A 13,221-nucleotide genomic window follows, 5' to 3' on the forward strand; every position below is an offset into this window, starting at 1 on the left:
AATTTATAATAATTGCAAAATTACTTTTTAGGTTTTATTTAGCTTGCTCAGCTCATTGTTTATCAGAATGAAGAAAGTATTTTTTACGTTGGGCTTGTTAATATTAGGTAGCCTGTATGAAAGTTTTGCTTGGGGATTTTTAGCTCATCAACGGATTAACCGCCTGGCTGTTTTCTGCTTACCTCCGGAAATGATCACTTTTTATAAATACCATATCCGGTATATTACAGAGAATGCCGTAAACCCGGATAAACGTCGCTATGCTGTGGCTGGTGAAGCCCCCAGGCATTATATCGATCTGGATGTTTACAGCGATGATACACGCTCTACCTTACCGCACAGCTGGAAAGAAGCAGTGGATGTATATTCTGAAGATACTTTAATGGCTTATGGTATTGTGCCCTGGCAGATCAATTTTATGAAATACCAGCTCACAGAAGCTTTCCTGCAAAAAGATGCTAAACGTATATTACGGGTATCAGCCGACCTGGGCCACTATATTGCCGATGCCCATGTGCCATTGCATACGACTGAAAACTACAATGGCCAGCTTACTAACCAGCATGGTATTCATGGATTGTGGGAATCTCGTCTGCCGGAAATATTCTCGGATGATTATGATTACTTTACTGGTACAGCTACCTATATTGACAATCCTCTGGAAGCCGCCTGGCAAGCGGTCATGAGTTCGCATCAAGCCCTGGATTCTGTTTTGCGATTCGAAAAAGAGTTAACGTCGCGTTTTCCCGAAGATAAAAAATATAGCTTTGAGCAGCGGGGAAACATAACAACAAAGGTATATTCTAAAGCCTTTTGTAAAGCCTACCACACCATGCTAGCAGGTCAGGTAGAAAGAAGATTAAAAGCCTCTATCAAGCTGGTAAGTGATTTATGGTATACAAGCTGGGTAGACGCTGGCCAACCAGATTTAAACAGCCTGTTAACCTTTACCTTCTCTAAGGAAGATTTAGAAGAGATAGCCGAAGAGAAACTCCAATGGGAAAAGAGACATATTCTAACCCGTCCGCATGAAGTTGAGTAGAGAGAAAGCTACAAAATCAACTAGTAGTTACTGATACCTCAGCTTGGCTATGGATGTTTGTAAACCTATTTTTCTAAATCTGTACACAGGGTAAATGCTTTATACCCGCATTCTGTAAGATGAAAAAATAGTTGAAAAAACTTTAGAATGTACAATCTTTTTTTTCGTTTCGGTAACCATTCTGATAATCAACATACTATGAAACATTCCTTTCGATAGGCATTGAAATCAAAAAGCCTTTGTTTAAAACAAAGGCTTTCTTCATAAAAAAACATTAATAATTTTTTCAGAAAATACATGCTTGGAACGAATATTGCAGTATTTTTTTCAGTTGTGTAGGTGACTACATAATGCAAAAAGTGTATATTTATAAAGGCCTCTACCTCTGGTGGAGGTTTTTATTTTGTATATGTGGCGTAAATATACAAACGAGAATCTGTTTGCAAAAATAGGCTAATCATCATCCAGATAAAATCCAAATCCTTGATTTTCCTTACTCAAGCTTTTACCCTTTAAAGTTAAGTATGCTGCTTTTTCCTACCCACAAACTACTGACGCTAGGTAGCAGCTCATCTACTCAGACTTTTTTTCTACAATAACCACAAATATCCTACACAAGCACAATAATTCCTGATAAATTCAGTTAAACTCATTTATTACGGATTAACAACTGCTAAACAGATGCTTTCAAACATAATAAATGTGCTTGATTAGGGAGTTTTTTTATTAGCTAACAGCCGGATACTATTCAAACTTAAAAGTCAGTCTTGCCAATATCCTAAACCTGTTTTTTATAAGCTATCTAGTAAACTTGATTTAATCGCAATTATTGTATAGAGCCCTATTTATTTTTTTTAACAGTATACCGGAAACTGGTACATTATATCTATCATACTCTATAAAAATACTCCTTTTATTAGCACTGCAAGCGACACAACTTATTGCGACCAGCTGTTAGGCTGACGGTCCCATCTGTGCTCTTTCAACTTTTTTAGTAAATCTTCAGGCAAACCTTTGCCATCACTTGTACTCACATTAGACTTAACATGATTCAATTTTCGCATGCCTGGTATAGTGGTATGTACATGTTGATTACTAAGAATAAACCGGAGAGCCATTTCTGGCATAGTCATTCCACTGGGGACCAATGGTTTTAACTGGTCTGCATGTTCCACACTGGACTGCAGGTTTTCCGGAACAAAATAGGTACTTCGCCAGTCGTCTTTGGGAAATGTGGTATCTTTTGTCAGATTTCCGGTAAGTGTGCCTTCATCGAAAGGAACACGGGCTATAATGCCAATGTCGAGTTTCTGGCATAGCGGAAAAAGTTCATCCTCAGGAGCCTGGTCAAATATATTATAAATCACTTGCACAGCATCTATAAGGCCGGTTTTCAGGCTTTCGAGGCAATTTTCCGGTTCCCAGCGGTTTACACTGATTCCCATTGCTTGTATCTTTCCTTCTTTTTTCAAATCTTCTACAGTCCGTTGCCAGCGTTCATCGGTGGCCCAGCTATCTTCCCACACATGGAACTGCTGCAAGGCAATGGTTTCTACATTTAAGTTTTTCAGGCTTTTTTCGGTATACTCCCGGATATGGTCGGGGGGGAAACATTCATCCAGGGTGAAGCCTTTTCTAGAAGGCCATGTAAAATTTTTCGGTGGAATTTTTGTTGCCAGGTACAATGTTTTTTCCGGATGCCGTTTCAGTAACTTTCCCAGAATTTGTTCGCTCCTGCCGCTGCCATAGCCCCAGGCTGTATCAAAAAAATTACAGCCCATTTCTACGGCTACATCTAAGGATCTTTCGGACTCTTGGTCATCCGAGCCTGTCCAGCCAGCCAGCCCCCACATGCCATAGCCAATTTCACTGACATGCCAGCCTGTTCTTCCAAATCTTCTGTATTGCATAGGTGTTTGTTAGGTTAAGAGTATACTATATGTTGAAATAAAATTTTCCGCCATGCTTAGACGGGCCACAATATACTCAATCGAAGGAAAAATTGATAATTTATTATTTTATCTCTATATTGACTATCAGCAACCCATATATTATGACCTGTCTGTTTGTTATTACCCAGGTTTATACCTCTACTCCCAAGGTTGGAGGCTCCGGATTGGATCTTCTCATTAGTATTGTCTGCTTGAGTTTACTGGCAGGGTTAGTGTATCTGTTTAAGTTCTTACTGGAGAAATACAGAATTGCCCGCAACAACACTATCTGGCAGAATGAAGCTGGAGATATAATAAATAAGTCTGAACAGTAGCACAATAAAAAAGGATTACACCGCCGTGTAATCCTTTTGTGTGGCCCTCGCCTGCATTTACTGGATGGAATACATAATGGTCACTGTCTTGGTATCGCCGTCGTCGGTATTATTGGGTAATTTACCTGGATCTAGTTCCAGCACTTCGCTGCCAGTTAGTTCTTTTACCGGCTTTTCCCACTTCATAGCTACTTTTGCATCAGCAGCGCTTTTACCTTTCAACATTTCGACAATCACTTTATCGTCCTCATGTATGTAATAGGTGTGCGTGTATAAATTATCAATATTCTTATTTGCCGGAATCATCGCCGATTGATAGAGCACTCGGTCTGCTGAGCTGATTCGCCACATAATATCACCGGTATCGGCTTTTTTGAGGCGGATATTTGAAATGCCCAACGTTACAAAGCGCAGCTTTTTATTATCGAGCTCAAACCGGATGGCTGAGTTACTAGTGCCTACTTCAACCGGCGGCGTACCCTCCTTTACTACCAATGTTTTCACAGCAAACGCTACTGGCGCTTTCTCCTGACGGTTCAGGTCTGTATAAGGCATAAACAAATCTATAGAGCTGACAGGCTTTGAAATCTGGAAAGAAACGCCTTTTTTATTGCCTGCATCAGCAGCTTTTTCCACATTCTTATTTATCAAGGTCATGTTTTTCAGCAGATCAGCGCCACGGGTTTCTTTAGCTGATGCTTCAGCCAGCTGAATAATAAGACTATTGGGAAGCATATCTGTGTAAAGCTTTGGTAACTGGTAGGGAATATGGACAACAAGCCCCCTGGAGTTATTATATACAGTATCCACGGCTTTTACCACAGCCGCTATCTTGGCATCCTGCACCACACTTACCGGCAAATTCTGTTTTATCTGCTTCTGCGTAATAAGTCCCTCACTGTTATGCAATTTTACTTGCAACGCAAACTCACTGGGATTTTCCTGCCGGATTTCCGGATGATGCAGCAACAGGTTAAAAGATGGATAGAAAACCGAAACTTTTCCGGGAGTATTATAGGGCAATATAACTGCACCGGCTGAATCGATTTCGGCCTTGCCGGATACAACTAGGCCACCATTCAGGAAATTAGCTGAACCAGTAGCCGTAGTATAAACAGGTACGGCAGCTACAGCTGGCGTATTGGGAGCAGCCTGGGCATTATAGGCAAATGTAAGCATTGCACCAGCAACCCCTTCGTGTGTGGCATGTGGATTAACGGCAAAATCGGTGATGCGCACTGCCGGTACTTTGGTACGGCTTATGTCAGCTACTATCTGCAGTGCTTCATTTTTTAACGTAAGCGTTTTTTGCTTAGGGTCCAGAGTCCACTCTCCTTCCAGAGCAGTTTTATTGTCGAAATTAGTTATGACCTGGCCTCCGGCGGCACGCAAAGCCCGTACCTTCTTAGTAGCTACCAATCCTTTACTAGTACTTTTTTGCACTTTCAACCGGAGGGCATCCCCTTCTACATACAAAAATGAAAAGGGAGTATTTAATACTACATTTCCACTGGCATTTATATCTTTTTTCGCCTTATTGCTACCTGGTGCAACAGCAAAATCCTGTTCCAGGCTTTGGGCTTCGTATTTTTTGCCTGCCTTATCAGTTATCGTAATCTGCTTGGGAGTAATGCTGATAAAAGAAGCGGCTGGTTTGGTTAACGTAATATCCTGGTTATAAACTCTGTCGAAAGGATTGCCTTTGCCGGGAATAGCCCCAATATATAATTTTATAGGCGTAGTACCTTCCGGTAAATCCAGGTGATAATAGGGTATAAATAATTCAATGCCAGTATTGCGGCGGCCTTGTGCTTTATTCTGTGGGTCATAGGCATGTTCTTCCGATACATGCATGGCTACGGTGTTACTGGCTTTGTTATACTGTTTGTAGTTTAGGCCGTTATAAAATGTTTCGTTGGTGCCTTTGTTTACCAGGCTTGCATAAAAAGTGAACAGGTTTTTGCCTTCTCCGTTTTTCATACCGGTGTACTCGGCAGCTGAAAAATTATACTCGCAGCTGAAAAACAAAGATATTCCCTGGATTCCCTCTTTCTGTGCTTTGTCGTTTACCGTTATTTTATAGATATCCAGTTTTGGTTTAGTTGCTGTTGCCCCCTGCCCGAAAGCAGTATGAATGAACAAAAAAACCAGTAAAAACAAATTAATATATCGCATAAATAAATCAAAAAATAAAGATATAATTGAGGTAATGTAAGTCTGAGTAAAGTCTATGCAGACTGGCTAAATTCAATATTGGTTTGTAAGTGAACGATTGCTTACCATTCAGATTGCCTCTGCTGTTCAACATTTTCCACAAAAATAGACAAAAGAAAGGATTTGGTTTTATCCTTGCTCAAACAACCCGGCTCTTTAGTAGCAGGCAACAAAGATTTTTTTATGAGTCCTGCATCGTTCTTTAAGAATAAATGTACATATTAGCTATTTGACCATGCCAGTTATTTATTCCAGTTGGCTCAGAATAATGAACAAATTAATACATTTTAAATTGCCTGCATAAACCTAAACCGATGCGCATAGCCTTTGACCTAGATAATACCTTAATTCCCTGCGGTGGCGAATTTCCCACTGTAAGGCGGTTTCCTAAACCTTTAATGGATCTCTGCGGATGGGAGCCACTCCGCGAAGGCACTATCGAACTGATGAAGTATCTGAAAAGCCAGAACAATGAGATCTGGATCTATACTACATCTTTACGCAATCCTTCTTCAATTAAATGGCTATTTCTGCTTTATGGCATCCGAATAGACGGTGTTGTAAATCAGCAGATTCATAACAAAAAGGTACGCAATGAACATATTTACTGCTCCAAATATCCGCCTGCTTTCGGAATTGATATGCTGGTAGACGATCAGGAAGGCGTACAGGTTGAAGCAGCCAAATATAATTTCAACATGATCTGGATAAAACCTGAAGATACCAACTGGGTAGACAAAGTAAAACAAATGTGTAGTGGCTATTCTATAAAATACACCTAACCAAACGGCATTCCCCATGAACCATTTAAGTAACAGTTCTTCACTCAATCAGTTGAAAGTTGAAGTGGTAGTAGACGCAAAAGCAATTTTAGGTGAAGGAGCCATCTGGGACAGCCGCAGCAAACTACTCTACTGGGTAGATATTATGCAAGGCTTCGTGCATAGTTACAATCCTGCTAATGGACAAACCCATACAAGTGATGTAGGGCAATACGTAGGCACCGTAGTTCCCAGGCATAGCGGTGAATTACTGCTTGCTGTAAAGAATGGATTTTCCAGCCTAAATCCTGCTACCGGAAAACTAACGCCTATTAGCAATCCGGAAGCACACCTGCCCGGCAACCGTTTCAACGATGGTAAATGTGACCCAGCCGGACGGTTCTGGGCCGGAACCATGTCTTTAAAACAATCAACGGGTGCTGGCAGCCTTTACTGCCTCCACACCGACCTTAGGGTGGAAAAAGTGATAGAGCAGGTAACCATCTCTAATGGCTTGGTCTGGAGTTCTGACCATAAAACCTTTTACTATATAGATACGCCTACTCTAGAAATAGCGGCCTATGACTATGATCTGCAAACCGGAAAGATCAGTAACCGCAGAGTAGCTATTACTGTCCCAAAGGAAGAAGGCTCGCCGGATGGAATGACTATAGATGCCGAAAATATGCTCTGGATAGCCCATTATGGTGGCGCACAAGTAGCACGGTGGAATCCGTATACTGGCAAAAAAATGCAATCTGTTACGTTGCCGGTTAGCCAGCCTACCTCCTGTGCTTTTGGAGGCGAAAAGTTGAATGACTTATATATCACTACCTGCCGGGAGAATATGAAGGAGGAGCAACTACAGAAAGAACCACTAGCCGGAGCTTTATTTAGAGTATCCGCAATGCCAGTGCAGGGTGTACTTGCTTATGAATTTAAAGGCTAGTAAAATTTACAGGTAAGCTACAGATAAACCACCCCTTCTTTAGCAATGAGTTAGCACTTCTGGTAACTCTGTATTCAATAAATCAAAAATGGACAAATAAAATCTTATGGCGAAAAGTGTTGTTTTGCGTTACATTTATAATTATATTTAGAAATTATACTATTAAACAAAGTTATTATAGTAATTAGAGAAGTTTTATTAATACAAGAAGTTGTCTTTATTGTTTCAAAGCTATTTTAATAAACAATCAGCTGTTCAGAACCGGAAGATAGCTACTAAACTATATTGCTTATGAGAACTGGTGTGCCAGTCATAGCCATATTCGACATTGGCAAGACAAACAAAAAGTTTTTGCTATTTGACAGAGAATACAATGTCGTATATGAAACAAGCACTGTCCTTGATATATCCTTGGATGAAGACGGCGAACCTTGTGAAAATTTGCCTGCCTTAACCTCCTGGATGAAGCAAACCCTCGACGATGCGCTGTTTGATCAACGCTTTCATATAAGAGCCTTAAATTTTTCAGCCTATGGAGCCAGTTTTGTACATTTAGATAAACGGGGCTATCCGGTAACAGATCTGTATTCTTATCTTAAAAAGTATCCGGAATCATTGTTGCATACCTTCTACGAAAAATATGGTACTAAAGAAACCATTGCTACCGAAACAGCCTCTCCTCCATTGGGCATGTTAAACGCGGGCTTGCAACTTTACTGGCTGAAATACCACAAACCTGGCATTTTTAAAAAAATAAAACATTCGTTACACTTACCTCAATACTGCAGTTACCTGTTTACCAACAAAGCCTTTACAGAGATGACCAGTCTGGGATGCCACTCCACTTTGTGGAATTTCTACAAAAAGGACTATCACAGCTGGGCCAGGCAGGAAGATCTGGTAAAGTTATTTCCCTCTATCAGCTCTACCTATACCAGAATGGATATTCCATTAGGAAAGTATAAGTTCTGTGCCGGCATAGGCATACATGATGATTCTGCCGCTTTACTACCCTATTCCATTACTGTGGGTGAGCCTTTTATGCTCTTATCTACCGGTACCTGGAATGTCACCTTCAATCCGTATAACGACGATCCGTTAACCAGTGCAGAATTGAGCAAAGACTGTCTGGCCTATATGAGTGCCAACGGCAGGCCCGTTAAAGCTTCCAGGCTTTTTCTGGGATATGAGTATGCGTACTTTGAGAAAAAAATGGCTACTTATTTTAACAAAAATAAACATTACCACCAAACAGTAAAATTTGACAAAAACCTCGTTCAGCAACTTATTTTCCAGAACAACAGCCGGAAAAAGTTTTTTCCTCAGCCTATGGAGGCCACGAATTCATCTTCTTTCAGGAAACATAGGGCAGTGGATTTGTCTTTGTTCAGTAGCTATGAAGAGGCCTATCATCAGCTTAATATAGATCTGGTTGTACTACAAGCAATGTCTTTAGAGGCTATTATGGGTAGTATCCCCATAAAAAAGATATACATCACTGGAGGCTTTTGTGAGAATGAAATTTTTATTCAACTTCTGGCAAGCCGCTTTCCGGAAATAGAAGTATACACCGCTTCTATGTCGGAAGCCAGTGCATTAGGAGCAGCCCTGCTCCTACACGACTGTTGGAATAACCTTAAACCAATTCAAACTTTATTTAAATTTACACACTTTGCTCCTCAGAAAGACATTGCTATCCTTCAATATGAAATCTTATAAGGAATACCCTCCGCATGTACAATTTGTCCTGGATCTATAAAACAAAAACTAAATAAGTAGTTTGATCAGATTGATGAATTCGGAAATGAGCTAGTTCCGTCAAATAAGTTAAAAAGTACACGAAATCTCTGGGGAATGCTTGCCGAAGAGTATACAGCAGGCGCCGAGTTTATGATGGGTCTTTTGTTTACTATCCACGGAGTACGCGCAGCCGGTTTATTTTCAGGATTACTTCCGGGCAATAGAGCATCTGTAGCAAGCTGGGTTTCATGGGTGCATCTGATGCTGTAAAACTTCAGCTGACACTTTACTACTAGTTAGAAAATCTGTGGAGAAATTAGTGATAATGTTTAATTTCGTTAATGGCTAACTGTTCTGCTTTCCGGTCGGTTCAATGCTCGCTGCTTCAGCTACAGCCGTTGCTTATAGTCGGGATATAAAAATCAGCGCAGCAACAGTTGCCCTTAAGGGGTAAGAAAGTTCGCTAAGTAAATAATGATAAGATAGAGCGCATAATTTATATTAAGTTAGTATTTACATAATTTATTTTTTAAGTATTATTGCAAATAAATCAAGATCGGGGTGTAGCGCAGCCTGGTAGCGTACTTGCATGGGGTGCAAGGGGTCGTGGGTTCAAATCCCGCCACCCCGACTTTTAATCAATCAAAGGGTATCAAAACCGCTTAAATCGTATGATTTAGGCGGTTTTTGCATTTTTACGCATTTGCTTTGATTCGACTTTTTTGCTATATTGTTTCAGTTGTGTTTCAATAACCACATCATGTTTCAATGAGAAAACCGAGCTCCTATACATTAAAGTTAAAAAAATGGAAGGGTTTGGATACTGCTGTCTAAAGAGTTTGTTTGAGGTATTAGAAGCCAATGGCTGTGAGGATTTGCTTCACCAGGAATGATCGGCAGCTGATCTTACTTAGTTCACTTATATGTATTTATGTGGTGAAGCATTCTGAGTAAAAGCTCTTTTATGGAGGTTTTAGTGGCACCCTCTACATTATAATATTTGTTATTCAGGCGATGGGCATAAATAGTATCTGTTTTTTTACTGCTGATGTTCTCCTGTACAAACCGGAACATATCCCACTGACTTTTAGCTGTAATTAGCCCTAGTTCATGCATAACCTTCAGCACATAAGCTACCTGTGAAACAGATAGCCGGGTAGAAATTTTATGCACCTTAGTTTTCTCTTCTACGTCAGGTAATTGATTTTTTGGAGATATTTTTTCAAGAAATAAATTTCTTCTTTTAGCCAGTTGAGCACTTGCTCTTTAATAGAAATCAATCCCTTCTGATAGCCTACATGCGTTTTAACTAAACGTTGCCTATACATTTTCTGGAAATAATAGAGTAGCGCTAGTTTGTCTTCACTGCTTGGTTGGCTAGCCATCTCATTCTCTATTCTGGCAGTAACATAAGTAAAAAGTCAACAGAATTCACATTCAACCGGTATAAAGTGGCTACCACTAAATCATGGCTTAGCTTGGTATCAGCGGTCACCAGCGTATATAATTCGTTCAGAAGATTGCGATTGCTATGATACAAATGCGCCACATACGTAAAACGCTCCTGCAGGTTAATTTGGGTCAACTTCACAAGCATTTTCTTGATTAGCTTCACTAATTTTTCATCTACTGATCGCTTGCCTTGTATTCTCCGGGTACAATTTTATAAAAGGATTTTAACCCAGATTCTGGTAGCGCAAAACCCATCAAATAAGTTATTTGTGGTACTGTTCCTCTGAAACTTTCTCCATCCAATCGACGACTTTTCCATTGAGATTTTCCTGAATGGCAATATGGGTCATCCCGGTTGTTGCGGTAGCCCCATGCCAGTGTTTTTCTCCCGGAGAAAACCATACTACATCACCCGGATGAATCTCTTCAACAGGGCCTCCTTCCCGTTGTGCCCACCCACAACCGGCTGTTACAATCAGGGTTTGGCCTAAGGGATGCGTGTGCCAGGCAGTTCTGGCACCGGGTTCAAATGTAACACTGGCGGCTGCTGCCCGTCTGTATTCATTGGCCGCAAACAAGGGATCTATCCGTACGGCACCGGTGAACCAGTCTTGTGGTCCTTTGCCTGAAGGCTGTGAACCAACTCTTGTTATTTCCATAGAATATGGTTATTACTTTTGGCAATTTCAATTTTACAATTTGCTCTTACATTATTTTCCTGTTGGCACAGGCATGAGAAAGGAGTTCTGCCAGGCATAATTTACCTTTCCCGTTGTTAAAAACTGTTTCTATCCTGTCTCAGGAATTGCCCTCTTCGAGCCGTACGCCTGTAATCTGTTCACACAGGGCAAGGAATTTCTCTTGTATAGAAATATCCTTAGCTGCTGACAGATAATGCTCCTGTCTCTTATGGTGGAAATAGTGACCACTAACTCTGGCCTCAGGATCATTGCTTACCGCCAGCCATACCTGTGTCTCAAAACCTTTCTCCAGATTGTCAGGGGCTCCGGCCCCACCCATTCTGGTGGGTACCCAGCCAGGGTTCACGGCATTGGCATATACATCTGCCCATTTACGTGCCACAGCCATAGTCAGAATTACATCATGAAGTTTGGTATCAGAATAGCTTATATGGCTGCTTCCCTTTCGTGTGCCGACTGGTAAATTATCCAAATTAGGATTACCCTGGCGATGCATACCTGAACTTAGGTAGATGAGCCGTTTCGGCCTGTGCATTAAACAGGTTAGTATATAAGGTGCCAGACTATTGACAGTAAACACTAAGGGCAAACCTTCTGCACCTACACTATTTCTGGCTACCTGATACACACCGGCATTGTGAATGACTGCATCGAAAATACCCAAAGCATTGGCTTTGGAGGCCAATACTTTGGTTTCCTCCATACTGGATAGGTCAGCTATGAGTACATTGGCTGCACCAGGTACGTTCTCTAACGCCTGTTTTCCCCGCGCTGCATTGCGGGCATGAAGCACTACCTGATGTCCCTGCTGAATGAATGCCTTTGCTGCCAGTTGCCCAAGACCATCCGCCGAACCGGTAATAAATACGCTTGCCATACATGACTATTTTAACAGATCACTTATAAAAAGTATGTTGTTTCTACTGCTTCACTCCGTACTCTGCTGACTTACTTCTTTCGTATTCATTGCTCTCTATTTTTTCAGCGAAGCCATATCAATCACAAAGCGGTATTTGACACCCCCCTTCAACAGACGGTCATAAGCTTCATTGATTTGCCCGATATTAATCATCTCAATATCTGAAACAATGTTGTGTTTGCCACAGAAATCAAGCATTTCCTGTGTTTCGGCGATGCCGCCAATCATAGAGCCGGCAAAGCTTCTCCTGGAAGGGATAAGACTGAATGCAGCCACCGGCAGCGGATGTTCCGGAGCTCCAACCAAAGCCAGTGAACCATCCACGCGTAACAAGTTTAAATAAGCATTAATATCGTGCTGTGCGGACACGGCATCCAACACAAAATGTAGCTTGCCTGCATAGCGTTGCATTTGCTGTTCATCTTTTGACAGCGCTACATCATCTGCACCAAGACGTTTGGCATCTTCCACCTTGGAAGGGGATGTAGTAAATACAATTACCTCCGCTCCCATGGCTTTTGCTAATTTAACGCCCATATGCCCCAAACCACCCAAACCAACCACACCCACTTTTTTGCCCGGACCTACTTTCCAGTGTTTCAGCGGTGAATATGTAGTGATACCTGCACACAATAATGGAGCGGTAGCTGCCAGGTCGAGATTCTCGGGTACCCGCAAAACAAAAGCTTCATCCACCACGATGCTTTCTGAATAGCCGCCATAAGTTTGGGTGCTCAGGTATTTATCAGGAGAATTATAGGTTTGGATATTTCCTTTTTCACAATATTGTTCCAGATCATCTTTGCAATACTGGCATTCACGGCAGGAATCTACCAGGCAGCCTACCGCCGCCAGATCACCTGCTTTAAATTTTGAGACGTGACTTCCTACGCTGACAACTCTTCCCACAATTTCATGGCCTGGCACACAAGGGTAAATGGTTCCGTGCCATTCGTTTCTTACTGTATGCAGGTCGGAGTGGCAAACCCCACAATACAATATTTCAATTTCCACGTCATGTGGTGTCGGATTTCTTCGCTTAATAGATAATTGGTGCAAAGGAGCTTCTGCTGCCTCTGTACCAAATGCTTTTGCCTCTTTCGCTTTGATCGCACTTGTTTTTTCTGCTGTTGGGCTTTCTGTTTCCATAGTCATAAGTTTTTAATTTCTAGGTTAA

General features: G+C 41.4%; 13 protein-coding genes and 1 tRNA gene. 6 read left to right on the plus strand and 8 right to left on the minus strand.

Going from position 1 to position 13,221, the window contains the following annotated elements:
- The first annotated feature begins 67 nt into the window (after positions 1-67).
- Positions 68-1,042, plus strand: a complete 975-nt coding sequence (locus Q0590_RS11965) for a zinc dependent phospholipase C family protein (RefSeq protein WP_302037776.1) — start codon at positions 68-70, stop codon at positions 1,040-1,042.
- A gap of 938 nt (positions 1,043-1,980) precedes the next feature.
- On the opposite strand, the gene Q0590_RS11970 is transcribed toward Q0590_RS11965, so the two are convergent.
- On the minus strand, positions 1,981-2,952 hold the full coding sequence (locus Q0590_RS11970; RefSeq protein ID WP_302037777.1) for an aldo/keto reductase: 972 nt from the start codon (positions 2,950-2,952) through the stop codon (positions 1,981-1,983).
- A 143-nt stretch (positions 2,953-3,095) separates the two neighbouring features.
- Between Q0590_RS11970 and Q0590_RS11975 the strand changes: the two genes are divergently transcribed.
- The gene (locus tag Q0590_RS11975) at positions 3,096-3,308 is read left to right on the plus strand and encodes a hypothetical protein (protein WP_302037778.1); all 213 of its coding nucleotides are present in this window, start codon (positions 3,096-3,098) and stop codon (positions 3,306-3,308) included.
- A 57-nt stretch (positions 3,309-3,365) separates the two neighbouring features.
- Here the strand turns inward: Q0590_RS11975 and Q0590_RS11980 are convergent, their stop codons facing one another.
- Positions 3,366-5,483 carry a hypothetical protein gene (locus tag Q0590_RS11980; protein WP_302037779.1) on the minus strand — a complete coding sequence of 706 codons (2,118 nt, stop codon included), beginning with the start codon at positions 5,481-5,483 and terminating at the stop codon, positions 3,366-3,368.
- 353 nt (positions 5,484-5,836) lie between these two features.
- On the opposite strand from Q0590_RS11980, the gene Q0590_RS11985 reads away from it, so the two are divergent.
- The 4 genes from Q0590_RS11985 to Q0590_RS12000 all read left to right on the plus strand — a co-directional run bounded on the left by Q0590_RS11985 (position 5,837) and on the right by Q0590_RS12000 (position 9,603).
- A complete protein-coding gene (locus Q0590_RS11985; protein ID WP_302037780.1) occupies positions 5,837-6,304 on the plus strand; it encodes an HAD family hydrolase in 468 nt (155 codons plus the stop codon).
- 16 nt (positions 6,305-6,320) lie between these two features.
- A complete protein-coding gene (locus Q0590_RS11990) occupies positions 6,321-7,232 on the plus strand; it encodes an SMP-30/gluconolactonase/LRE family protein (RefSeq protein ID WP_302037781.1) in 912 nt (303 codons plus the stop codon).
- A gap of 291 nt (positions 7,233-7,523) precedes the next feature.
- On the plus strand, positions 7,524-8,951 hold the full coding sequence (locus tag Q0590_RS11995; RefSeq protein WP_302037782.1) for an FGGY-family carbohydrate kinase: 1,428 nt from the start codon (positions 7,524-7,526) through the stop codon (positions 8,949-8,951).
- Between the two features lie 578 nt (positions 8,952-9,529).
- Positions 9,530-9,603: transfer RNA gene (locus Q0590_RS12000), tRNA-Pro, on the plus strand.
- Between the two features lie 284 nt (positions 9,604-9,887).
- Here Q0590_RS12000 and Q0590_RS12005 read toward each other — a convergent pair.
- From Q0590_RS12005 to Q0590_RS12030, 6 genes are all read right to left on the minus strand, one after another.
- A complete protein-coding gene (locus Q0590_RS12005) occupies positions 9,888-10,145 on the minus strand; it encodes a hypothetical protein (protein WP_302037783.1) in 258 nt (85 codons plus the stop codon).
- A gap of 14 nt (positions 10,146-10,159) precedes the next feature.
- Complete coding sequence (locus tag Q0590_RS12010) at positions 10,160-10,357, minus strand: hypothetical protein (protein ID WP_302037784.1); 198 nt, start codon at positions 10,355-10,357, stop codon at positions 10,160-10,162.
- Positions 10,358-10,365: 8 nt separating this feature from the next.
- A complete protein-coding gene (locus tag Q0590_RS12015) occupies positions 10,366-10,563 on the minus strand; it encodes a hypothetical protein (protein WP_302037785.1) in 198 nt (65 codons plus the stop codon).
- Between the two features lie 124 nt (positions 10,564-10,687).
- Positions 10,688-11,083 (minus strand): (R)-mandelonitrile lyase, encoded by a 396-nt coding sequence (locus Q0590_RS12020; protein WP_302037786.1) that lies wholly within the window; start codon positions 11,081-11,083, stop codon positions 10,688-10,690.
- A gap of 139 nt (positions 11,084-11,222) precedes the next feature.
- Positions 11,223-12,002 (minus strand): SDR family NAD(P)-dependent oxidoreductase, encoded by a 780-nt coding sequence (locus Q0590_RS12025; protein WP_302037787.1) that lies wholly within the window; start codon positions 12,000-12,002, stop codon positions 11,223-11,225.
- A gap of 96 nt (positions 12,003-12,098) precedes the next feature.
- Positions 12,099-13,193, minus strand: a complete 1,095-nt coding sequence (locus Q0590_RS12030; protein WP_302037788.1) for an NAD(P)-dependent alcohol dehydrogenase — start codon at positions 13,191-13,193, stop codon at positions 12,099-12,101.
- Positions 13,194-13,221: the final 28 nt, after the last annotated feature.

The sequence above is a fragment of the Rhodocytophaga aerolata genome (assembly GCF_030503435.1).
Classification (GTDB): Bacteria; Bacteroidota; Bacteroidia; order Cytophagales; family 172606-1; genus Rhodocytophaga; species Rhodocytophaga aerolata.

What these genes read in the sequence shown, in the direction of transcription:
- Q0590_RS11965 (WP_302037776.1), top strand. Translation starts at nt 68, where the DNA reads ATGAAGAAAGTATTTTTTACGTTGGGCTTGTTAATATTAGGTAGCCTG.
- Q0590_RS11970 (WP_302037777.1), bottom strand. Translation starts at nt 2,952, where the DNA reads ATGCAATACAGAAGATTTGGAAGAACAGGCTGGCATGTCAGTGAAATT.
- Q0590_RS11975 (WP_302037778.1), top strand. Translation starts at nt 3,096, where the DNA reads ATGACCTGTCTGTTTGTTATTACCCAGGTTTATACCTCTACTCCCAAG.
- Q0590_RS11980 (WP_302037779.1), bottom strand. Translation starts at nt 5,483, where the DNA reads ATGCGATATATTAATTTGTTTTTACTGGTTTTTTTGTTCATTCATACT.
- Q0590_RS11985 (WP_302037780.1), top strand. Translation starts at nt 5,837, where the DNA reads ATGCGCATAGCCTTTGACCTAGATAATACCTTAATTCCCTGCGGTGGC.
- Q0590_RS11990 (WP_302037781.1), top strand. Translation starts at nt 6,321, where the DNA reads ATGAACCATTTAAGTAACAGTTCTTCACTCAATCAGTTGAAAGTTGAA.
- Q0590_RS11995 (WP_302037782.1), top strand. Translation starts at nt 7,524, where the DNA reads ATGAGAACTGGTGTGCCAGTCATAGCCATATTCGACATTGGCAAGACA.
- Q0590_RS12010 (WP_302037784.1), bottom strand. Translation starts at nt 10,357, where the DNA reads ATGGCTAGCCAACCAAGCAGTGAAGACAAACTAGCGCTACTCTATTAT.
- Q0590_RS12020 (WP_302037786.1), bottom strand. Translation starts at nt 11,083, where the DNA reads ATGGAAATAACAAGAGTTGGTTCACAGCCTTCAGGCAAAGGACCACAA.
- Q0590_RS12025 (WP_302037787.1), bottom strand. Translation starts at nt 12,002, where the DNA reads ATGGCAAGCGTATTTATTACCGGTTCGGCGGATGGTCTTGGGCAACTG.
- Q0590_RS12030 (WP_302037788.1), bottom strand. Translation starts at nt 13,193, where the DNA reads ATGGAAACAGAAAGCCCAACAGCAGAAAAAACAAGTGCGATCAAAGCG.